Source organism: Erysipelothrix piscisicarius (genome assembly GCF_003931795.1).
In the GTDB taxonomy this organism is placed as follows: Bacteria; Bacillota_I; Bacilli_A; order Erysipelotrichales; family Erysipelotrichaceae; genus Erysipelothrix; species Erysipelothrix piscisicarius.
Genome location: NZ_CP034234.1, coordinates 994137 through 1016508, shown reverse-complemented (window position 1 = coordinate 1016508; position 22372 = coordinate 994137). Strand labels below are relative to the sequence as shown.

Annotated in this window: 20 protein-coding genes, 1 pseudogene and 1 other annotated feature; of the genes and pseudogenes, 1 reads left to right on the top strand and 20 read right to left on the bottom strand. The window is 36.6% G+C overall.

Annotation, left to right across the window (positions count from 1 at the left end):
* Positions 1–9: 9 nt before the first annotated feature.
* The 20 genes and pseudogenes from EEI45_RS05130 to EEI45_RS05040 all read right to left on the bottom strand — a co-directional run bounded on the left by EEI45_RS05130 (position 10) and on the right by EEI45_RS05040 (position 21968).
* Positions 10–708 carry a BMP family lipoprotein gene (locus EEI45_RS05130; protein ID WP_267128096.1) on the bottom strand — a complete coding sequence of 233 codons (699 nt, stop codon included), beginning with the start codon at positions 706–708 and terminating at the stop codon, positions 10–12.
* The gene (locus EEI45_RS09910) at positions 705–1100 is read right to left on the bottom strand and encodes a BMP family lipoprotein (protein WP_267128095.1); all 396 of its coding nucleotides are present in this window, start codon (positions 1098–1100) and stop codon (positions 705–707) included. Before EEI45_RS09910 ends, EEI45_RS05130 begins: the two co-directional genes overlap by 4 nt.
* A gap of 105 nt (positions 1101–1205) precedes the next feature.
* On the bottom strand, positions 1206–2306 hold the full coding sequence (locus EEI45_RS05125) for a BMP family lipoprotein (RefSeq protein ID WP_125164391.1): 1101 nt from the start codon (positions 2304–2306) through the stop codon (positions 1206–1208).
* A gap of 210 nt (positions 2307–2516) precedes the next feature.
* On the bottom strand, positions 2517–4271 hold the full coding sequence (gene thrS / locus EEI45_RS05120; RefSeq protein ID WP_125164390.1) for a threonine--tRNA ligase: 1755 nt from the start codon (positions 4269–4271) through the stop codon (positions 2517–2519).
* Positions 4272–4310: 39 nt separating this feature from the next.
* Positions 4311–4508, bottom strand: a binding site (T-box leader).
* A gap of 33 nt (positions 4509–4541) precedes the next feature.
* Positions 4542–5769: pseudogene (locus tag EEI45_RS05115) on the bottom strand (aminopeptidase).
* A complete protein-coding gene (locus tag EEI45_RS05110) occupies positions 5769–6683 on the bottom strand; it encodes an ROK family protein (RefSeq protein ID WP_125164389.1) in 915 nt (304 codons plus the stop codon). The pseudogene EEI45_RS05115 and the gene EEI45_RS05110 overlap by 1 nt, the downstream one beginning before the upstream one ends.
* 10 nt (positions 6684–6693) lie before the next feature.
* Positions 6694–8121 (bottom strand): pyruvate kinase, encoded by a 1428-nt coding sequence (gene pyk, locus EEI45_RS05105; RefSeq protein WP_125164388.1) that lies wholly within the window; start codon positions 8119–8121, stop codon positions 6694–6696.
* A 13-nt stretch (positions 8122–8134) separates the two neighbouring features.
* Complete coding sequence (gene pfkA, locus EEI45_RS05100) at positions 8135–9094, bottom strand: 6-phosphofructokinase (protein ID WP_123171370.1); 960 nt, start codon at positions 9092–9094, stop codon at positions 8135–8137.
* A 63-nt stretch (positions 9095–9157) separates the two neighbouring features.
* The gene (locus EEI45_RS05095; protein ID WP_125164387.1) at positions 9158–10078 is read right to left on the bottom strand and encodes an ATP-binding protein; all 921 of its coding nucleotides are present in this window, start codon (positions 10076–10078) and stop codon (positions 9158–9160) included.
* Positions 10079–11239, bottom strand: a complete 1161-nt coding sequence (locus tag EEI45_RS05090; protein WP_125164386.1) for a DnaD domain protein — start codon at positions 11237–11239, stop codon at positions 10079–10081.
* The gene (gene coaE, locus EEI45_RS05085) at positions 11220–11825 is read right to left on the bottom strand and encodes a dephospho-CoA kinase (protein ID WP_125164385.1); all 606 of its coding nucleotides are present in this window, start codon (positions 11823–11825) and stop codon (positions 11220–11222) included. The genes EEI45_RS05090 and coaE overlap by 20 nt, the downstream gene beginning before the upstream one ends.
* Positions 11822–12643 carry a bifunctional DNA-formamidopyrimidine glycosylase/DNA-(apurinic or apyrimidinic site) lyase gene (gene mutM / locus EEI45_RS05080; RefSeq protein WP_125164384.1) on the bottom strand — a complete coding sequence of 274 codons (822 nt, stop codon included), beginning with the start codon at positions 12641–12643 and terminating at the stop codon, positions 11822–11824. The genes coaE and mutM overlap by 4 nt, the downstream gene beginning before the upstream one ends.
* 2 nt (positions 12644–12645) lie before the next feature.
* Positions 12646–15147: a DNA polymerase I gene (gene polA, locus EEI45_RS05075; protein WP_125164383.1), complete on the bottom strand. Its 2502-nt coding sequence runs from the start codon at positions 15145–15147 to the stop codon at positions 12646–12648.
* A gap of 36 nt (positions 15148–15183) precedes the next feature.
* Complete coding sequence (locus tag EEI45_RS05070; protein ID WP_125164382.1) at positions 15184–16146, bottom strand: metal ABC transporter substrate-binding protein; 963 nt, start codon at positions 16144–16146, stop codon at positions 15184–15186.
* 30 nt (positions 16147–16176) lie between these two features.
* Entirely contained in the window at positions 16177–17271 is a 1095-nt protein-coding gene (locus EEI45_RS05065) for an AI-2E family transporter (RefSeq protein ID WP_125164381.1), read from the bottom strand.
* A 25-nt stretch (positions 17272–17296) separates the two neighbouring features.
* A complete protein-coding gene (locus EEI45_RS05060; RefSeq protein ID WP_228410222.1) occupies positions 17297–17809 on the bottom strand; it encodes a hypothetical protein in 513 nt (170 codons plus the stop codon).
* Positions 17810–17823: 14 nt separating this feature from the next.
* Complete coding sequence (gene mreC, locus EEI45_RS05055) at positions 17824–18663, bottom strand: rod shape-determining protein MreC (RefSeq protein ID WP_125164379.1); 840 nt, start codon at positions 18661–18663, stop codon at positions 17824–17826.
* 68 nt (positions 18664–18731) lie between these two features.
* Positions 18732–19439 (bottom strand): RadC family protein, encoded by a 708-nt coding sequence (gene radC, locus EEI45_RS05050; protein WP_125164378.1) that lies wholly within the window; start codon positions 19437–19439, stop codon positions 18732–18734.
* A gap of 198 nt (positions 19440–19637) precedes the next feature.
* Positions 19638–20714, bottom strand: coding sequence for a cell division protein FtsZ (ftsZ, locus tag EEI45_RS05045; RefSeq protein WP_125164377.1), 1077 nt, complete (start codon positions 20712–20714; stop codon positions 19638–19640).
* Between the two features lie 18 nt (positions 20715–20732).
* Positions 20733–21968, bottom strand: coding sequence for a cell division protein FtsA (locus tag EEI45_RS05040; RefSeq protein ID WP_125164376.1), 1236 nt, complete (start codon positions 21966–21968; stop codon positions 20733–20735).
* Positions 21969–22170: 202 nt separating this feature from the next.
* Between EEI45_RS05040 and rpmB the strand changes: the two genes are divergently transcribed.
* A complete protein-coding gene (gene rpmB, locus EEI45_RS05035; RefSeq protein WP_013853067.1) occupies positions 22171–22362 on the top strand; it encodes a 50S ribosomal protein L28 in 192 nt (63 codons plus the stop codon).
* The last annotated feature ends 10 nt before the right edge of the window (positions 22363–22372 follow it).

Genomic DNA, 22372 nt, shown 5'->3' with positions numbered 1-22372 from the left:
GCTTCATGCTCAGCGATAGTATTCGATTTGTAAATTTGAAAATTGACTTTTATCTGAAAAAATAGCCCCGCTTTCATCATGTTCCGTTTGGATAATCAGTTCTTTGGACTCGATCAATTGCATCGTATTTTCAATAAGCGTATCAACCTGGTTTTTATTGATTTCTTTCAATCGATCTTCTTTATAAGCTAGACCAACACCATCATGCCAGAGATCTACGATTAAACGTTTTCCACCCGGAAATTCTGGTTTATAGTTTGCCTCGAGAAGGTTTTTAACCGTTTTCCGAATCCCTTTTGTTGCAGAAAATGCAACCTTATCGCTCATATATGACTGGTCCACATCAACCCCAATAAATCGCTTATCAGCATCTTCTGCTGCCTTAATAATTGATTGTCCTGCACCACCTGCAGAGGCAAAAATAATTTCTGTTCCCTCATTATACCAACTCGATCCTAACATTTGTATCTCAGTGGATGGTTCCAATGTTCCTGAATACTTATACTTTAAATGAATAACTTTATCCTTACTTTTCGCACCATCTTGTAAAACTTTCACAAATCCCATTCCATAGCGTTCTACAGCTGGAATTTTTGCGCCGCCAACAAACCCTACGTTAGTATATCCTTCAAGTGCGGTGACAAAGCCTGCAAGATATGCTGCTTGTTCTTCTCTAAAAAGTACGGGAACAAGATTGTCGCGAATCACAACCTCACCGGCCTCATTAGCCTTTGAAGTGCATCGATCAATATGAACTTGACATTAGGGAAGTCATCTTGAATTTTTGCTGCAGTCGATTCAAAGTAGAATCCTGGTAATACAACAACTTTTGCGCCCCCTTCTTCAATCGCTTTTTGAATTTCATTATAGAATGCAATATCATCTTTATTCTCAGGACGGTAATACTTATACGAGACATTGTGATCCTTACAAAAATCGATAATCCCTTCCCACGACTCTTGATTAAATGAGTGGTCATCAATCGTTCCGATATCTGTAATCAGTGCGACTTCAGATTTTGTTTGCTCCTGCGATGATTGTGTCGAACATCCACCAAGCAGCACAAAACTTAAAAGCATAATAACCCATTTAGATTTCATAATCATCCCCCCTGCACTTTTACTTTATCAAGTGAAGGACGTTGATTCAAACACTTCTTTTTCCACTTATGCAAAAGAAAACGGCTAATTAGCCGTTTTACATTACTATTTAATAAATGTGATGTTGATATTTTTCAAGATTGGATCACTGATAACATCTGTAAAGTCATCAGCATGTTGTTTTTTAATCGTTGAAGTAACACCATCTTTATCCGCTTTCATATCAGCGATAACTTTTTCTAAATCTTCTTGTTTAAAGGTTTTGAAACGGTCGAAATTCTTAGGTAATCCGACACCGTCGTCATTGATATTGTAAGCATGTTGCGTACCACCTGGGAATTTGCCATCATAGTGTGCTTTTAATCCTTCATAAACAGCAAGTTGAAGTTCTTTTAAAGCAGAAGTGATGATTGTTTCACTTTCGCCTGATTGGTCAACGTCAACACCAATAACCTTAGCTTCTTTATCCTCTGCAGCTTTAAATACTGAAGGACCAGCACCACCAGCAGAAACAAAGATTACTTCAGTTCCCCCTGCATACCAACCTGAAGCTAACATCTGAACTTCTTGAGATGCTTCAAATGTTCCTGAATACTTGTACATCATATCAACAGTAATACCTAATTCTTCAGCTGCATGATTCGCTCCGTAAACATAACCTAAACCGAATTTTTCAACAGCTGGAACTTTCATACCACCAATATAACCTAATTTTGTATAGCCATCTTTGACTGCAGCGTATCCTGCTAAGAATCCAGCTTGTTGTTCTTCCCAAACAACAGAATACATATTAGGACCAATTACAGGCTCCGACTGTGGTGTTTCCGAAGGAGCACCATCTACAAAAATAAAGTTAACATCTGGGAATTCCTTTTGTGCTCTAAAAGCTGCGTTCGCGAATAAAAATCCTGGCATAACGACAACCTTAGCGCCCCCTTCAGTAATCGCTTTTTCGATTTCGTTAAAGTATGCCTCGTCATCTTTTGCAACGGGACGATAGTATGTATATGTGACTTTATTTTCGTCCCCATACTGTTTAACGCCTTCATATGAACCTTGGTTAAATGAGCGGTCATCAATTGTACCAACGTCAGTAATCAAAGCGATTTCTGCGCCTTTACCATCTTGTGCTTTTTCGCCACCTGAACAAGCGGTTAGAGAAAGAGCTAACAAGACAACTAAAACACTAGAAAATAGTTTTTTCATCTGTTTCCTCCATACAAGTTTCCTTGTATCTATATCGTATCGAATTTTATATTGATAATCAATACAAATGTCACAAATAAATGTAACCGGTATCATATATGTAGGGATAAGTGCCCCTCTACTTCACTTTGAGGACTGACATATCGAAAAAGAGCGTAAATACAATGGTGTATTTACGCTCGATTTATGATCGATTTAATGCCTTAAAAACTAGTCTTTCTCAATTTTATGAATATAACGGGATTTAATTTCTGCTTCCACTAATTGCATAAATCCATCAAGTTCAAATGGGTTTTGTGCACGCTCACCATAACGGCGAACATTGACACTACGATCTTCGATTTCTTTATCTCCAATGATTAATTGAAGTGGAATTTTATTCTTTTGCGCTTCACGTAAGCGATAGCCTAATTTTTCATTACGTCCATCGACATGTGCACGAATTCCTTTATTTAAAAGAAGATCGCAAACTTCATTGGCATAGTCCATATGGAACTCTGTATTAACAGGAATAATTTCGATCTGTTTTGGAGCCATCCATAGTGGGAATCCCCCTGCAAAGTGTTCAATAAGAATACCGATAAAGCGTTCAATTGAACCGAAAATTGCACGATGAAGCATAATAGGTCGTTTTTTCTTACCATCTTCTGCGACATATGTAAGATCAAAACGTTCAGGAAGATTCATATCTAATTGAACCGTACCACATTGCCATACACGATTCAATGAATCTCGCACTTTAAAGTCGAGTTTCGGACCGTAGAACGCACCATCTCCCTCATTAATTTTAAAGTCGACACCAGCAGCCATACAAGCCTCTTTGAGGGCTTGTTCAGATCGGTCCCAAACCGCAATGTCACCAATATACTTGTCCTCAGGACGTGTCGATAATTCGATTGAGTATGAAAGACCAAATGTAGAATAAATCTCGTCAATAAAATCTAATATTTCTACGATTTCATCTTGTAATTGATCTTCTCTCATAAATAGATGGGCATCATCTTGTGTAAAGGAACGCACACGGAATAAACCATTTAGCGCACCACTGGCTTCATGACGATGCACATGACCCATTTCAGCAAGACGAATCGGTAAATCGCGGTATGAATGTAAGCCGTTTTTATAGACAAGCATTCCACCTGGGCAATTCATCGGCTTGATTGCGAATTCGCGATCATCGATTGTTGAGGTATACATGTTTTCACGGTAGTTTTCCCAGTGTCCTGAAACTTCCCACAACTCTTTATTCAGCATTGTTGGTGTTTGTGTAAGCACATAACCACGTTTAATATGCGCGTTATAGTAGTATTCATCTAAAGCATGACGTAATGTCATACCATTTGGTAACCAAAATGGGAATCCTGGCCCAAATTCACTCATCATAAAGAGTTCAAGTTCTTTACCAAGTTTTTTGTGGTCGCGTGCTTTCGCAGCTTCTAACCATTCAAGGTATTGATTAAGGTCTTCTTCAGTTTCAAATGTAATTCCATATACACGTTGAAGCATTTTATTCTTGGAATCCCCTTTCCAATACGCTCCAGAAACTTTTAATAATTTGAAATATTTCATTTTCTTTGTCGTCTCAACATGGGGACCACGACATAAATCGATGAATTCAGCTTGACGATATGCAGTTATTGTTGCATAATCTTCAAGATTGTTAATAATATCGATTTTATACGAATCATCTTTAAAGATTTCTAACGCTTCTTGTTTTGTTAACACTTCTCGTGTAATGCGCTTGTCTTCTTTAGCAATTTTTCGCATCATTGATTCAATTTTAGGTAGATCCTCTTCTGTAAGTACTTGATCTCCTAAATCCATGTCATAATAAAAACCATCTTCAATTACAGGTCCTACCCAGAACTTTGCTTCAGGATAAAGACGTTTCACAGCATGAGCAAGTAAGTGTGCTGATGAGTGATTCAAGATATTAAGACGTTCATCTTCTCTAATATTTACCATAATAACCTCCTCTATAAAAAAGAAAAACGTAAATCCATCCAAAAGGACGAATTTACGCGGTACCACCTTTAATTCACAATTTAAATTGTGCACTTAAACTGTTAACGCCAGAATACGGGATTTTTTCTAAAATCCAACTCTGAGGTGGTAAATACGCATATTCTACGAGAAGTTTTCACCAACCACTTCACTCTCTAGTTCAAAACAACGTATTTTTGTCCTCTTCACTGTTTATATATTATTTATACATCAATAGTAAAGAAATATCAACTAAATTACAAAATTACCTTCATTAAACACAATAATTGATTCGCCGTCGTGTGTTGTTCCGACAACACTCATATCTTCACTACCAAACATAAAGTCTTCATGATTTAATGAGTCGTTAGCATTATGTGCAAGTAATTCCTCGTCGGTCATTTCTGTTCCACCTTTGATATTCATTGGATAGGCACGTCCTAAAGCCATATGGCAAGATGCGTTTTCATCAAAGAGTGTATTATAGAATAGGATATTTAAATCCGAAATTGGTGATTTGTGAGAAATCAATGCGATTTCACCAATGTGTCGACTTCCTTCATCCGTGTTTAAAAGCTGTTCAAGTGTTTCACGTTCTTGTTTCGCATCAAACTCAACAACTTTTCCATCAACAAACTTCAACCAAAATTCATCAATAAGTTTACCATTGTAATTTAAAGGTTTTGTACTATAGACAATACCATTCACATTAAGGCGATCTGGCATCGTAAATGATTCCTCTGTTGGCATATTTGGATTAAAAGTATAACCGCGTTCAGAGACTTCTTCGCCGCCAGCCCAAACATGATTATCCACGAGACCTACGACAATATCTGTTCCCTTGCCATTTTTAAAGTGCAAGGATTTGAAATTGTAATCATTTAGAATTTTGTTTTGATGTGATAGTTTTTCATTATGTTTTTCCCATGCTAACACAGGATCATCATTTTCATTAATACGAACAGCATAGAGAATTGCTTCCAACAATTTATCATAAGCTTCATCAATTTCTAAATTTGGGAACACAACATGTGCCCATTCTTTTGTTGGAAGTGAAACAAGTGACCATTGTCCTCGATTTGCCATTGTATATTCACGCATACGTTTTAGAGCTTGTCCTTGTGCCTTTGCTTGTGCAGCAAGTTTATCGCCATCAACATCAGCCATAAGACCTGGTGATGGTGCATAAATGGATAAACGACATAAATCTTCTTCCAAATAACTGTCATATTCATCAATAAGCCATTGAGGAATATCTGTTAAAGTATCCATATCTTGGTTTTGTACATGCATTTTAGCAATGTGGTCATCACCAAATTTAACAACAACCTTTTTGCCCTGCTGCATAGGCTTCATCAACAATTAAACGTGCAAATTCATAATGTTCAGCTTTAACATTTACTAAAACTGTTTGTCCTTCTTGAACATTAACACCTGAACGCACCGCTAATTTAGCATATTTTTTTAATAAATCATTCATTATCTGTGACCTTCTTTCGAGTAACACAACATCGCAGCACCAATTACACCGGGTTCATCCAATTCAGCCTCTACAAATTGAGTATCTCTCATTTGTTCGTGAACTAAATCCTGATAATAACCAATCATGCGATCCCAATATAAGTTTTTTGACTTCGTAACACCACCACCAATTACAAAAATATGTGGATTACATACATGTGCAATTGAAGAGAGCATCATTGCGAAATCATATGACATCTCATCAATAAGTTGAATCGCTTTTTCATTTCCTTGTTCCATGAGCGTAAAGATTTCTTCAGCAGACTGAATCTTTGGATCAATCAATTCTTGAGCTTTGCGAACTAATGCTGAACCGCTCGCTTCATTTTCAACTGCACCTGCATTAAGTGTGTTGATGTCCGAACGACGAACGCGTTCACGGTCAATTACGATATTTCCTACTTCTCCTGCATAACCCTTATGACCTGAAAGGACTTGTCCATTAAATACAAGTGCCCCTCCAATACCAGTTGAATGCGTTAAATAATAGACTACATTATTGCCTTTACCTGCACCAACAAGTGCTTCCGCAAGACCTGCTACATTTGCATCATTATCCATATAGATTGGTAAATCTATATGTTTTTTGAGATAGTCGATTACCGGATATTCCGTAAACCCTTTCATGTTTGTAGATAAGGTTACGCACCCGAGTTCTGTGTTAACTGGACCGGGTAAACCCAGTCCAATGCCAACACATTCATCAAATTGTTTTAGATTTTTTATCATCGAGATGATGTTATCTAAAACAACTTCCGGTCCCTCAAGTGCGTATGATTCGCTTTTAACTTGCTCATGAATCTTTCCATCTTCATCAATAACAGCTACACGTACATTCGTACCGCCTAAATCAACTCCGATATATTTATTCATAACAATCTCCTTATTTAATTTCAATAATTTTCATTGTATTTGTATTACCGGTACCTGTTGGGTATCCAGCTGCAATAATAACTTTTTTACCTGGTTCAATACCAAAGTTTTTCGCAATTGTATTTGCGATTTCATCATCATTTGTCATTTCGTTTCGAATATCGGAAACCACAGGTTTTACACCCCAAACGATTTCTAGACGATTTTGAACTTCTTTTGTGAAAGTAACAGCGATTACCGGAACATTTGGACGGTATTTTGAAATACGTTTTGCTGTTGAACCACTTTGAGTAAATGCAATAACTGCGGCTACATCATCAAGGTTTAAGGCTGTTTCAGCAATAGAAATTCCGATTGAATCTTGAATTGTACGTTTTGATGATTCAATTGAATGACGCAAACGATCGCGGTAAGGAATAATTTCTTCCATAGCAATTGCAATTTCAGCCATTGTACGAACAGCTTCTACTGGATAGGCACCAACAGCTGATTCCCCTGAAAGCATAATTGCATCAGTACCATCTAAGATTGCATTCGCAACATCACTTGCTTCAGCACGAGTAGGACGTGGGTTTTGTTGCATTGATTCAAGCATATGTGTAGCTGTTACAACTGGTTTACCCATTCTATTTGCTGTCTTAATGATTTGTTTTTGGTAAATAGGAACTAAATGTGTACTTACTTCAACACCTAAGTCACCACGAGCAACCATCACACCATCTGCGACTTCAAGAATACTTTCAATATTATCGAATCCTTCTTGGTTTTCAATCTTAACGATGATTTGGATGTCTGGTTTTCCAGCTGCTTCAATCACTTCACGAATATCTAAAACATCTTGTGCACGTCTTACAAAAGATGCTGCAATATAATCAATTCCATTTACTGCCCCAAATGTGATATCTGCACGATCTTTTTCTGAAAGGAATGGCATACTTAACACAACATTCGGTACGTTAACACCTTTACGTGTTTTGATTAGACCTGGATTATCGACACGACAAACGAGATCTCCATCTTTTTTATCAATAACGGTTAGTTTCATTTTACCATCATCAATAAGTAAGTAGTCATCTACTTTAACGTCTTCGTAAACTTCTGGTACTAATAAAGTAAAACGCTCATTATTTCCTACGTAATCTGCATCAACCCCTACACGAACGATATCACCTTCTGCAAATTCAAGTGCGCCATTTTCCATATCGCCACAACGAATTTCAGGTCCTTTTGTATCTAAAAGAATTCCCAAGTTAATACCAATTCGATCACTCACCTCACGAACAACTTTCATACGACGTAAATGATTTTCTTGAACATCATGTGAGAAGTTAAAACGAACGATATTCATTCCTTCATTTGCGAGTTTTTCGATCATCTCTGGTGATTCGGAAGCGGGTCCGATAGTACAAATAATCTTAGTTTTTTTCATTTCATGCATATTGTTTATCCTCCTATACCAATCTGTCATGTAATTCAAACAGCGCTCTACTTGATTTTTTAGGCATTTTCAATGCTTCATCAATATCAATTGCTACTATTTCTTCGTTTAAGATGCTGACGCATTTACCGCCATCACCTGCGATAAGCAGTCTTACTGCTTTATCACCGAATTGTGTTGCTAAAATACGGTCACGTGCCGTCGGTGATCCACCACGTTGAATATGACCTAAAACAGTTGAACGGCCAGAAAAACCAGTATGTCTTGAAATCTTTTGCGCTAGAAGCTCTACATCCGTTATTTTTTCGCTAATAATAACAATAGCATGACGTTTTTTCTTCACTTCTTCAATTCTGCTTAAGCGTTCTAATACTTCTGATTCATCATATCCTGTTTCTTTTGTAATAATTACTTCAGCACCTGTTGTTAATCCAGCATAGAGGGCTAAATCACCACATCGATTTCCCATAACCTCTACAACTGAACAACGATGGTGTGAACTCGAAGTATCACGGAGTTTATCAACATTAAGAATAACTGTGTTTAATGCTGTATCAAAACCAATCGTGTAATCAGTAGATGCAATATCATTGTCAATGGTACCTGGAATTCCAATACAGTTAATCCCCATCTCTGTAAGTGCCATCGCACCACGGTAACTACCATCACCGCCTATGACAACCAAACCCTCAATACCGTGTTTCTCTAAGTTCGCTACAGCTTTTTCACGAACTTCAAGAAGCTTAAAGTCCTCAAGACGTGCACTCCCTAAAATTGTTCCACCTTGAATAATAATGTCACTAACATCACCACGACTTAGTTTACGAATATTATCGTTAACTAGGCCCTCGTATCCGTCAAAAACACCAAATACTTCAAGTCCTGCTGAAATACCAGAACGGACAACGGCACGAATCGCTGCATTCATGCCCGGAGCATCACCACCTGAAGTTAATATGCCAATCTTCTTCATAATTCACCTCTCTTGTAATCATACCACTATTTTATTGCTATTTCTCTACAAAATGTTGAGAAATTACTTGTTTCGTCGATTTTGACCCACCATTTCATATGGGATTGTTAAAGCATGGATACGATCTACCAATCTTTTAGCTCGAATCTCATCAGAAGTTCCCTTATTATCAAGTTTATACAAGTCTACAAGCATATCCGGACTGTAATTACTTGTTATAATGGTCTTCTTCTTATTCTCAAGGCGTTCATTGAGTATTGATAATAAAATTTCATCACGACTCCATGACGTTATCGGTTCTGCTCCTAAATCATCTAAAACGAGCAAAGGTACTTTTCTAAGTTTCCTCAACGTATATTCCATCTCTGACGGATGTGTAAATAATTGCTTTAAATGACTCATGAGTTTTGGAACATGAATAAACGCCACATTACGTCCACTCTTGGCAAAATCATTGGAAACACATGCACTTAAGTAACTCTTTCCAATTCCTAAATTACCATAGAGATAATATCCCAGCTTATCATTTTCAACAAAATTAATCATATCTTCAAGTACATTTAAATAATTTGGATTCTCATGTTCAATGGAAATTTTCGAAAAAAGTGCATTATGTAAACTCAATGGCAAATCAAAAATGACATATTGATTTAGATATGCATTTTCTTCAGCAATTTCACGAACAATTGGAAGTTCATAAATCTGTTCCGACAAAATACCTGTTGATTGATCATAAATTAGGTCTACATATTGACCTAAACTCGGATCATTTTCAAGTTCTTGAGGCGTATACGATTCTGCTTTCCGTTTATTTAATACCCAGTTTTTAAATTGAAATGCATTTGCTTCAATGATAGCGTCAGGGCATTCGAAACGTTTCATGAAATCAATTATTTCTGGCAATGTACGTAAACGCTCAAACGTCTCCAAACGTTTTTGAACTTGTTCATCGGTTAACTCGAATTTTAGATTGCGCATACTCATCTAGATTTCTCCTTTACTTAACATCCCTTTCAATCGCGATTTCAGGGAATCAACATCTTTATCAATGGTAGTATCAGTCGAATATGTCGGACTCACCACTTCTACTTTGGGTTTCGCAATGCGTTTATTGCTTGTGTGACTTGGCGTTTCTTTTTCTTTGAGGGCATCCTCGAGCGTCTTCACACCACGACGTTTCCATGATGATGCAACCTTTTCAACAAACCCTCGATTTAAATTCTTATCATTTGTTTCTAATATGTACTCTATGAGGACATTTATAACTTTATTATCAAAGCCAAAATTATGCTCCAAAGATTTTAAGAGCTTACGATCGGCATCGATAATATAAGTATCTTCTTGTTTGTAGGCGAGGAAACTAATCGGATCAAGTTCATATGGATCTGAAACACTCGCAACACTTTGTGTTCCATGATTTTTTTCAATAAGATGTTGGAACCTTTTTGAATCAAATGTCCCTGTTTCAAAATTTGTAGATGCCATTAATACCGATTTCATATCTAAATAACTTAAGTTATAAAACGATCCAAAAACACCTACTTTTTCTCGGACATCATCCGTTCGAAATGCTTGGGGATACATCGCATTACTAATAGACTTAAAGAACCCTTCAACGTCAAATTTGTGCTTACGGATCAGGCCCGCTCCTTCAGTTCGCTTCGATGTATAGGATTCCTCAAGTGATTCATCCCAAGACGATAGCCGTGTTAAATCGAAACTCGCCGATATTTCATTATCCACCTCGACACAAACGTCTTTACGATAGCGTGTGCAAACTTCGATGAATGACTCGCTCCCTCTCACAATCGAGTAGAGTCTTCCAAAAGTAGGATGTTGGAGAAAATCATGTGGATTCATTGGCGGTACAAGCACAAGCGTTAAAACGCCTGTATCAAAGGTTCGCACAAGTGCAAACCTTTCCAGTTCTTTTCGATAATCGTTTATTTCTGAAATTCCAAGTTGTAACATATGCGTTAAGGTCTGAATCGGTACTTCGCATTCATATTGCCCAAACTCATAAAGGGTTAGATAAAGACTTAATGCAGGATAAGAAAACAGTGGCTGATATAAAAGTACCAACGCTTCCATCTGATCCGGCGCGATTTTAAAATCTACATTTGTTTTATAAACGACTTCTTGCATCTTTTAAACCCTCCATTTTAATTCTTTGTATCAATATCTCAGTGTCGTAATTTAATTCGGAAAGTGTACCATTATTATATAAAATATAATCTGATTTTTCTTCCTTGATTATTTCCGAATACTGTCGATTCATTCTAAGGTTGATATCTTCCATTTTCATGCCTCGAGCCAACAGTCTTTGAATTCGTGTATTATAATCTGCACTCACCATGATGATGCTGTCAAACAAGTCTTCCATATTTGCCTCAAAAAGAAGTGGGACTTCAAAGAAAATTATTGATTTTTCATTATCGATAATCTCCTCAATAAATACTCTGACTTCCGAAAAAACGTTTCGTTCGAGTTCCGCCAGCATTTCCGGATTTTTGAATAGAATGGTAGACATTTTCTGACGATTTACGGTTCCATCTGTTTCTAAAATTTGCGAACCGAGTAGCGCGATAATATAATCATATAAAATACCATTGGGTTCGTAAAATGAATGCGTCAAACGATCCATATCATAAACGTGATATCCGGAGTCTCTTATATATTGACTTACACTCGATTTACCTGCCCCAATTGTTCCTGTTATTCCAATTTTCATCGTCTCACCTTCTGACATTTTCCGCAAAAAACAGTTGATCGTCCTGATACTACAATGCGCTCCAAGGTCTTCCCACATCGTGAACACGGTTCCCCCGCTTTCCCATAGGCATTCAAATTAACTTGGAAACGACCAGTAACATTAAGCGAGGACGTGTAAGAACGAATAGTTGTTCCACCCGCCTTGATTGCGTTCATCAAAATAACTTGTGCCGTCTCAACAATCATATCACACTGTTTTTTTGATATTTTTGATCCGGTGGTAAGTGGATGAATTTGTGCTTCAAAAAGTATCTCATCTGCATAGATATTGCCAATTCCCGCAATAATACTTTGGTCTAGTAAGATCGTTTTCATAACACGATTGGATTGATGAATTTTCTGATATAGATAGTCACCACTTAAATTAGGGTCAAACGGTTCAAATCCTAAATTTTTGGTTTCTAAATATCGAATTGGATCCGATACGACAGCCATACGCGAAAATTTCCGCGTGTCCAGATAGTGAATCGTTCCTCCATCAAAATTAATAACGCAATGAGTATGTTTAGATGGCACTTTTACCTCGTCGTATAGGTGAAATTTGCCTTCCATTCTCAAATGCAGAATCCAATGTAAACCATTCGACATCTCAAACCACAAATATTTTCCTCGACGATGGAAATCCTTAAAATATGTTCCTTCTAATGCCTCCAGTGGATACTCCGATTGCGTTTCAAGAAGCTTTGGATAAATAAAATTAATTGAAATTATACGTTTTCCTTTCAGTGACTTCTCTAGGGTCCGTACAATCGTCTCAACTTCTGGTAACTCAGGCATTATTAATACCAATCCTTACCGGTATCCACAGAAACGTTCAGATCAATCGGCCAAGAAACAATGTGTTCCATAACTGATACCATAAGATTTTGAATCGCTTCAAGCTCATCATCATAAACATCAAATACAAGCTCATCATGAACTTGTAAAATCATAGCAGATTTGTAATTGTTGGATACAAGCAATTCATCTGCTTTGATCATAGCTATCTTAATGATGTCCGCTGCAGTCCCTTGAATGGGTGCATTCATCGCAGCACGCTTACCAAAGTCTTTTACCGCTCGATTTGCATCATAGATTTCAGGTATATATCGACGTCGATTAAATAGGGTTTTAACATAACCATCACGCGTACAATCTTCTACCACGGAATCCATATACTTCGTAATGTTCGGATATATTTCATTATATCGTGTTATAAAATGACGCGCCTCAGGTATGTTTATATCCAACTGTTTAGACAATCCATATTCGGACATACCATAAACAATTCCAAAGTTAACACTTTTTGCTTGACGTCGCATGGTATCGGTAATTTCATCCACTCCAAAAATTGCCTTTGCCGTTTCAGCATGAATATCATGGCCACCATTAAATGCCGCCATCATACGCTTCTCATCAGCAAGATAAGAAAGGACACGAAGTTCAATTTGAGAATAATCAATTGACATTAACGTACATCCTTCTGATGCTACAAAAGCCTTTCGAATCATTCGTGTTTCTTCATCACGAACAGAGATATTTTGTAAATTTGGATCACTTGACGATAAACGACCGGTTTGTGTTGCGTGTTGGTTAAAAGAAGTATGTATTTTCCCATCGGCGTGAATATGTTTGGTCAATCCTACGGCATAGGTACTATAGAGTTTTTGATACTTACGATACTCCAAAATAGGTGCAATAATCTCATGCTCATCAATCAAACCTTCAAGCACATCTACAGCAGTTGAACGTTTCTTTTTCGTTGGGAGTTTTAAATGATCAAACAAGACCTCCGCTAACTGTTTCGGTGAATTTAAATTAAATTCCATGCCTGCAAGGTCATAAACATGTTTACTCAGCGTCTCAATTTTTTGGTGTGTCGCACTTGCAATATCATCAAGAACGCTTCGATCGACATTGATCCCCCTAAATTCACATTTTGATAAGATGGGGACAAGAGGTTTTTCAATATCTTCATAGACAGAAAGCACTTCAATTTGTTTTGCTTCATCACTTAAAGTTTTAAATTGAGAAAGAATAGCTTGAGTGAAAGCCGCACCCTTCTCCATCCCTTCGTATTCATGAAACCAGAGCGCAAATTCATCTTTTAATCGTGCCATAGTTGTAATCGATGAGTTTACAATAAATGCAAGCAATAAAAGGTCATCGAACTGATGCTGAATTTCAAAATGGTTCTCAAGACAAAAACGATAAAGCGATTTTGATGAATCTACTACAATGGAAATATCGGACTCAATCAGAGCTCTAAATTCAGGGTTTTCAACCATTTCCCCAAGTGTGAGGTAAATATTTTCCTTCCCATCAGAAATGAAACACCCCTGAAGATTTCCCTTTTTATCAAGCTCCATCGAAATTGCGATGGCTGATTTTTGCCAGGATGAATCCAAATGAATAAACTTTATATTCTCTTTTTCAATTGTTTCGACATCATAATGATCTGTAATAAGCGAATTCATATCATATTTACGATAGAATGCATTTAAAGATTCATTTGGAATTTCATACTTAATGGAAGATAGATCAATATCAAGTGGTTCAGAAGTATAGATTTCAGCCAACTGATATGACATTCTCGCTTGGTCCTCAAATTCCCGAATTTTTTCGCCCATTTTCCCCTTGATTTCATCTTTGTGTTCATAAAGATTTTCAAAGCTACCATATTGGCCGAGAAGTTTAAGCGCTGTTTTCTCTCCAATCGAAGGAACACCGGGAATATTATCGCTTGCGTCACCCATGAGAGCTTTCATATCGACAATTTGTTTTGGTTCAATACCCATCTCATCCAAAAGACTCATTTTATCCATTAAACGCAAGTCTGTAAGACCCTTTTTCATTAACAAAACATCAACATTATCATCAATTAATTGAAGCATATCACGATCACTTGTCAGAATTTCAACTTTCGAATCAGGATACATTTTTGACATCGTTCCAATGATATCATCTGCTTCATACCCACTTAATTCAAACCGTTGTATAGGATATGCATCTAAAAATTCACGTACAAGAGCAAATTGTGACACCAATTCTTCATCAACCTCTTTACGTGTTCCTTTATAGGCTTCAAACATATCATGACGGAACGTCTTATCCTTTGTATCAAATGCAACGAGCACATGTGTTGGATTGATAATTTCTATAGCCTTTGCAAGCATCGTTGAGAAGCCATATACTGCATTTGTCACTACACCTGAACTGGATTTCATATAACCCCTTGAAAGTGTTCCATAATATGCTCTAAAAAGCATTGAATTCCCATCGATTAATAATAATTTATTCATGTTTTCCTACTTTCTAAATAAGTAAAACCCTTGGGATTACTTAGCAATCGTCTCAAGGGTTTCTAGATTAAGTCTCATTTTCGCGATGTAATCATAATTCGCTTCGATATCTTTATCTGATAGATTATAAAGATTGCTTAATTCAATTTGTGTTAAATTAAACTCTGTTTTTAATTGATTAAATAATTTTACATATTCTTCTGGCATATTCTCTTCATACGCAATATATTGAACACCATCTTTTGCAATGCGTGATCTAATTGCATTCAACATTTCTTCATCCGGCAACACTCCGTATTTTGACAAGGTTGCGGGATAAACACCAATATTATAACTCTTTTGCCAGTTACCAAAAGATGGTGTCATTGAAACAAACTTAATCCCTTTTTCTGAATCTCGCAATAACTGGTACTGCGCTTGAAGTCCTGTTAATTCAACTTCTAAGACTTCAAACTGTTCTGTAAAATAAGCTTCCTCATCTGGATACGTTTGAACCAACCAATCTTTTATTGTACGTGCCATGGACGTCATCGCTAAAGGATCCATCCATAAAAATGGATCTTTGTCGTATTGATCCACAGCGGCAAAAGCTTCTGATTCATAATATGCAGATTCAATCGCATGGGACTGGCCATCAACTACTACATTTGTATATCGTTTAAATGGATACAACATTGATCGCTCCGATAAATCGATCATCTGCAATTTAGAATTTTGAAGATCATCGAGGTAAAGTTGCCAGTAGGGCTGTAATTCATTAATATAAAAAATTGTATCTGCTTTTTTGATGATTTCTTGAAAATCATCTTTGACTGTCGCCTGTTGAGGTATTAAACCGGTGTCAATCCGTTGAACGTTTACACGCTCACCAGCAAGACGCTCAACTAAGAACTGAATTGGATAATTTGTAACGATTACATTCCGACTTCTAGGAACGCATCCCGACAATGTCCCCAGTATGATAACCAACACTAGTATTTTACTCATCAATCGTTTCATACACAACCTCTTTTCACATTTTATTATACACTAATTTTCTTCAGGGATAACCCAATTATTCTTTCTCAAGTTAAATAAGGCACGTATCGAGAAGTATAATGGCATGGAAATTAAAATCCCTACAAATCCAAATAAAACACTCGACGCAAAAAATGCGAATAACGACCATAGGGGTTCGATTTTGTCGCGTTTTGAATAAACCATCGGTGACACCACATAACCATCTACATTTGACAAAACAACTAAACCAATAGTAAGAATAAGCACACGTGGTAACGGTAACGTTAATGCCGTTAAAATCCCCAGTACATGCACAACAGTTGGTCCAATATATGGAATTAATAATCCAAATGCGGTCAACACCCCGAGAACAAATGCATAATTATGGCCGACAGCTAGATAAAGCAAACTGTACTCAATGCATGTAATGGTCATAATAACTACAAGCGTCCCTAAATAACGGCTAACTGCATGATCAATAACAATGATAGAGTTCCCCAATTTAGGTGAAATGTTATTTGCAATTCGTAAAACACTTCCCGTGAAATTTTCATAATCAAAAACAAAATACATCCCAATAATAAATGAAAAAATTCCAGTCGTGATTGTTGAAAAAATCTTTGATAAAAACTGTGATGCTGCAGCAGGCAATGTTGGTATCTGACCGACAATTCCATTGAGCATCCCCATAACTTGCTTAAATATATCATCTGCCCAAGGTGAAGGATTATTATGATTAATCTCTTTATAGTAATTGTAAAGCTGTTGAATCCCATCCATACTATTACCAATTAATTGTGATATATCTGTATAGAGTGATGGTAAAATTGATGAAAAAAGAAGTACAATCAGTACCACAAACAATACAAGCGTGATGGGAACACTAATAGCCCGCTTAATATTGTATTTTTCAAAGAAAACAGCAATGGGTCTAACAATATATGCGAGCGCAAAACCGATAACAAATGGTAGTAGAATGCGTTTTGCTAACTCAATTGCATGTTGCCAAACAGCCCATGTTTGCATCAATAAAAATACACTTAATAAAAATAACATAAAAGGAACAAGTTGCTTCCAACTGAAATGATCATCAAAAAATTTTTGAATGCGTTGAAATATGTTCATAAATCAATATCTCCCTCTGTTTTTATTAACGCATATATAAATTTTGAACACGTTGCATAATCATACGATGCATTAATTTATATAACGTCATAGCGATTGGTAGCAGAATTAAATTACCGATAATTACCCATAAAGTTCGAGTACTTATAAAAGTAATTAAACCATACGATACCCCTTTAACAAGAGGTAACATTCCAAAAATTAACATTTCTTTGATAAACAACCCAATAACTGCTAGAACTAGAAACTCAAATGTTGATGTCCCAATATAACGATCCCAAACTCTTAAAATCGCTATTGTGACGGAATAACTAACAAAGAACATTGGAAACGATCCAATATGGTTTAAATCCATCCATATCCCTAAAAGAATCGCTTTGACAATCGATTCAGTCTGAGAATCATTTTGCGTTAATAGCATTAGTCCAAGAAAATGCAAACTGCTTACAAACGTTATCGAACTCAAACCAAGTTGCGTAAACAGAGCATTAAAAATTGAATCTAAAACCAATAAAACCAAAATATATAGAAAATGCATCCAGCGAATCATTCTCATGATTTTTTCACCACCGAAACATACTTAATATTATTATAATCTACAGAAGGTTTTACATACACAAGCACGCCAACACTATCTGCAACATTTTTAACAGAGTCGACTTTCCCAACAAACAAACCACTTGGATAGACACTACTTATGCTTGCAGTTGATACAGGCATATCTGCGGCAATGGTTGAAGTAGACTCAAGAAGTACGACAGAAAACAATTTCTTCTCATGATCATACGAATTTAAAATTCCTTGAACATAATTCCCTTTCGATACCTCTATTTGCACCGTAGCATTCGAATTTTCATCATTAGCAATTAGAAGTGCTACCAATGATTGATTTTTATCAACACTTAATACTTTACCAATAATTCCTTTCGGAGCCACAACACCGTCGCCAACAGCAACACCATCTTCACTTCCTTTATCAATTGTGATAACGGAATCCCATTTTTCAGATGAACGGTTTTTTACAGTTGCGTTAACTTGTGTAAATTCTGAATAGACTGAATTAAGTTCATTCAGCGCTTTAAGTTCAGCCACTTCACTCTCTAATTCATTTAATCGCGTTTGCCAATGATGAGATGTTTCTAATTGTGTTCTTAACTTATCGTTTTCATGACGCACATCCCACATCGTCGATGTGTCTTTTACGACATTGCTCATTGTTTCAATTGGATAATCAATTAACCCATAACGTACCATCGAAATGAAACTAAAGAAATTACGATCTGATGATTCATAAAATGACGATTTTTTTACAAATCCCATTCCAAAAAGACAAACAATAACTGTTGTTAACAAATAAATAAGTAAACGTCTAAAATTATTCTTTCGTTTCATTTAATCACCTTCTTTATTATACTTACAAATCCAACTTTTTACAAATGAAAGAATAAGGGTTTTAACCCCTATTCTCCAAATAAAAGCGGTTGCAATTTACGTAATGAAACAGACTCTGTTGAGGTGACGATAATGTGATCGAGCACCTCAATTCCAATCATATAACCAGAGTTAATCAAAACTTGAGTCATCTCTATGTCTGCTTCGCTGGCAGCGAGCGATCCTCCAGGATGATTGTGTACGAGTACAATTCGAGATGCATTGCATCGTACCGCTTCTCTAAAGACATCACGTGGATGAACTAAACTCTGATCAACCGTACCTTTAAATAAATTTAAGTAGCGAATCAGTCTGTTCTGAGTGGAAAGAAAAAGCACAAGAAAGCGTTCTTGTTCCTCAAACCCAATCTCAAGATTTAACCACCTCACTGTATGTTGACACGAACTTAGTTGAATCTTTTCCCCAGGCACTGGCTTGACAATTCTTCGAAGCAACTCATGTAACGCAATGAGAGTTGAACATTTAGCTTTTTTCATACCCTTGATATTTGATAATTCCCCATATTGAATCGTAATCAGATTCTGAATTCCGCCAATCGATTGTATGACTTCAGAAGCAAGGACTGTAACACTTTTATTGCGTGTTCCTGTCCGTAATAAGATTGCAATCAGTTCCGCATCCGAAAGTTTTTCAGGACCGAGCGCTAAAAGTTTCTCACGTGGCATTAGGTGATATTGTCGACCATCATCGTCCCCACTGAATTTTGGCTTTACCATAAGATAAACTGCCGCTACTACTTGTTAGGATTTTGTATACCGCCGCCAATCCGATTAATACAATCAATCCAGTTATATATAACGAAAGCATAAATCACCTCCGTTACTATGTATGTACTTCAGAAATAACTTCATAAAAAAAGAAAGAAACGTGTTCTTTCTTTACTTCTAATCTTTTAAAAGATCAAACAATGTGACTTATCGCGTTTTAAAGAACTCAGGGATATCATTGTTTTCAGTACGACGTTCTTCCTGATTGTTATGTGACGTTTGATAAGCGGGTCTTGCTTCAGCCGCAGTACGCGTAGCATGGGCTTCAGGTGCAGGTTCTTCCGCACCATCAAAACCAGTCGCAATTACGGTTACAATAATGGAATCACCAATATTTTCATTAATCGCAACTCCAAAGATAATATCAATATCATTTCCCGCTGCATCACGAATATAATCTACTGCCTCTGATGCATCTTGAATCGAAATTGAATCGCCACCTGTAACGTTTACAATCGCATTACGAGCACCATCAATTTGTGCTTCTAAAAGTGGAGAAGTAATCGCTTTTTGAGCCGCTTCAATTGATTTATTTTCACCTTGTGACATACCAATTCCAATTAAAGCACTTCCCTGTCCTGCCATAACGGATCGAACATCCGCAAAGTCAAGGTTAATCATTGCAGGAACAGCAATCAGATCAGTAATTGTTTGAACACCTTGTCTTAGTACATTATCTGCCTCTTTAAATGCTTCTTGGAATGGAATACGTCCAATCACTTCAAGTAATTGATTATTACTTACAATAATTAATGAGTCAACATAAGACTTTAATTCTTCCAATCCAGACATTGCCTGATTTGAACGACGACGTCCTTCGAATGTAAATGGTTTTGTAACGATCCCTACAACAAGTGCACCTTCTTCTTGCGCGATTTTCGCAACAAGTGGTGATGCTCCTGTACCAGTTCCACCGCCTAAACCAGCTGTAACAAAGACCATATCAGCATCTTTTACAGCTTCTCGAATTTCATTTTCACTCTCAACGGCAGCTTTACGTCCCATTTCTGGATTCGCACCTGCCCCAAGACCCTTCGTCACCTCACGGCCTAATTCTATACGATTAACTACAGGCGAACAGTTAAGCACTTGTAAATCTGTATTTGCGACATAAAATTCTACACCTTTCATGCCTTCATCAACCATTCGATTAACCGCATTACATCCAGCGCCACCGACACCTATTACTTTAATTCTTGCTACTTGTTCAAAATTCGCATCCATATTTGTTCACTCCTCCATCTAACGTTCAAAGAACATGCTCTTCAGTTTTTGAGTAATCGAGTCATCTTCGTCTTTTTCATATTGTAACACAACTCGCTTAAACTCATCTTCATCAACGCTTGAGAGTGTTACATCACGGAATATACTTTGGTCTTTATAAAAGTAAAATGCCCCTACAAGAGATGTTAGACCATAATCTTTTACACCAAATGTTGTAGAACGGTATGTAACCGCCTCCGCTTCTGTTATTTTTTCAATACAATTTGTAATTCCTGAAATCTCTGCGGCTTCTCCACTAATAATAAAACGAGGTTCCCCAAGACTTTCAAAAATCGGTTCACAACTATTACATATTTCAACAATAAATTTATGAATATCCTCTGCAACTAAATCCATAAGATCTACCTGAGATAAGGTATGGGATGTTGATTTAGTTGACCATATAAATATAGGGTCATCTTTCGGATTTTCATTATTTAAATCGACATTAAAATACAATAATCGATGCACAACATCCGTTGGCACTTTTAATGTACGTTCGATTTTCTTCATAAAGACATCAAATCCACGATCGATATAATCATTAGATAAGAGAATACCTTTACTAAATAGTGATAATTTTGTTAGTTTTTCACCTAATGTTAAAGAAACAATTGGTTTATCAATTGACGCTTCAAATAATGAAGCCTCTTTTGCAAAACCAATATCATCTAAAACAATATCAATAATCTTTAATCCTGATTTTTCAACACATGACACATATGGGAAAATGATGGATTGTTTCCCGAAGTAGCAATCTGCTTCTATCGTTAAACTTTCACATCGTTCATTTAATGGTAATTTACGAGTCGAACTTCCGTTCACAAAATACTTACTCATTAATACGTTCGTTAATATATGTCCTTCAGGAGCTTTTACGTTTAATAATTCTTTATATGCTCTTTTTACATCATTCTCAGAAATACGCCCAGTGATTGGTACGCGCAATTGTTTATTGATTCGCTTCATATGGACGCCAGGAACAAGTAATAGTACTTGTTTTATTACAACCCCCAAATTACGCGATGCATTTTCAATCGCTTTTTTAATTGAATCGACCACATGCGTTTCGCTCATAATCGAATAGCCCGCCACACCTAAATGTGGGACTCGTTCAACCTTTAATATATTTAATCGGCCATTGAAAAATTGTCCAACTAATAAGCGCACTTCATGATCCGCGATTTCTAAAGCTGCAACTATTTGTTTCTCCATCAGCGAACCTCCTTGTGCTATTATAATAATATCATAATAAAGTCCAATAGCAAAGTGATAGATGGTGTGTTAAGTGCATTTTTGCTTGTTATTTCACACAAGAATTTTTGGTGATAATTTTTCCCTGAGATACTTGATTAAACAAAATCTATATGATATTATAGTCAAGCGTTATGAAATAGATAAGAAAGGGGGTTACGGTATGCCTAGAGTATGTTCCGTATCCGGTAAAAAAACACTATCAGGAAACAAACGTTCACATTCACTTCGTGCGACTCGTCGTAAATGGAATGTAAACTTGCAAAATGCAACAATTATGGTGGATGGAAAACCAACTCGTGTCCGTATTTCCGCCCGTGCACTAAAATCATTGAAAGCACAACAAGCAAAATAATAAAAAATAC

What these genes read in the sequence shown, in the direction of transcription:
- EEI45_RS09910 (WP_267128095.1), bottom strand. Translation starts at nt 1,100, where the DNA reads ATGAAATCTAAATGGGTTATTATGCTTTTAAGTTTTGTGCTGCTTGGT.
- EEI45_RS05125 (WP_125164391.1), bottom strand. Translation starts at nt 2,306, where the DNA reads ATGAAAAAACTATTTTCTAGTGTTTTAGTTGTCTTGTTAGCTCTTTCT.
- thrS (WP_125164390.1), bottom strand. Translation starts at nt 4,271, where the DNA reads ATGGTAAATATTAGAGAAGATGAACGTCTTAATATCTTGAATCACTCA.
- EEI45_RS05110 (WP_125164389.1), bottom strand. Translation starts at nt 6,683, where the DNA reads ATGAATAAATATATCGGAGTTGATTTAGGCGGTACGAATGTACGTGTA.
- pyk (WP_125164388.1), bottom strand. Translation starts at nt 8,121, where the DNA reads ATGCATGAAATGAAAAAAACTAAGATTATTTGTACTATCGGACCCGCT.
- pfkA (WP_123171370.1), bottom strand. Translation starts at nt 9,094, where the DNA reads ATGAAGAAGATTGGCATATTAACTTCAGGTGGTGATGCTCCGGGCATG.
- EEI45_RS05095 (WP_125164387.1), bottom strand. Translation starts at nt 10,078, where the DNA reads ATGAGTATGCGCAATCTAAAATTCGAGTTAACCGATGAACAAGTTCAA.
- EEI45_RS05090 (WP_125164386.1), bottom strand. Translation starts at nt 11,239, where the DNA reads ATGCAAGAAGTCGTTTATAAAACAAATGTAGATTTTAAAATCGCGCCG.
- coaE (WP_125164385.1), bottom strand. Translation starts at nt 11,825, where the DNA reads ATGAAAATTGGAATAACAGGAACAATTGGGGCAGGTAAATCGAGTGTA.
- mutM (WP_125164384.1), bottom strand. Translation starts at nt 12,643, where the DNA reads ATGCCTGAGTTACCAGAAGTTGAGACGATTGTACGGACCCTAGAGAAG.
- polA (WP_125164383.1), bottom strand. Translation starts at nt 15,147, where the DNA reads ATGAATAAATTATTATTAATCGATGGGAATTCAATGCTTTTTAGAGCA.
- EEI45_RS05070 (WP_125164382.1), bottom strand. Translation starts at nt 16,146, where the DNA reads ATGAAACGATTGATGAGTAAAATACTAGTGTTGGTTATCATACTGGGG.
- EEI45_RS05065 (WP_125164381.1), bottom strand. Translation starts at nt 17,271, where the DNA reads ATGAACATATTTCAACGCATTCAAAAATTTTTTGATGATCATTTCAGT.
- EEI45_RS05060 (WP_228410222.1), bottom strand. Translation starts at nt 17,809, where the DNA reads ATGCATTTTCTATATATTTTGGTTTTATTGGTTTTAGATTCAATTTTT.
- mreC (WP_125164379.1), bottom strand. Translation starts at nt 18,663, where the DNA reads ATGAAACGAAAGAATAATTTTAGACGTTTACTTATTTATTTGTTAACA.
- radC (WP_125164378.1), bottom strand. Translation starts at nt 19,439, where the DNA reads ATGGTAAAGCCAAAATTCAGTGGGGACGATGATGGTCGACAATATCAC.
- ftsZ (WP_125164377.1), bottom strand. Translation starts at nt 20,714, where the DNA reads ATGGATGCGAATTTTGAACAAGTAGCAAGAATTAAAGTAATAGGTGTC.
- EEI45_RS05040 (WP_125164376.1), bottom strand. Translation starts at nt 21,968, where the DNA reads ATGGAGAAACAAATAGTTGCAGCTTTAGAAATCGCGGATCATGAAGTG.
- rpmB (WP_013853067.1), top strand. Translation starts at nt 22,171, where the DNA reads ATGCCTAGAGTATGTTCCGTATCCGGTAAAAAAACACTATCAGGAAAC.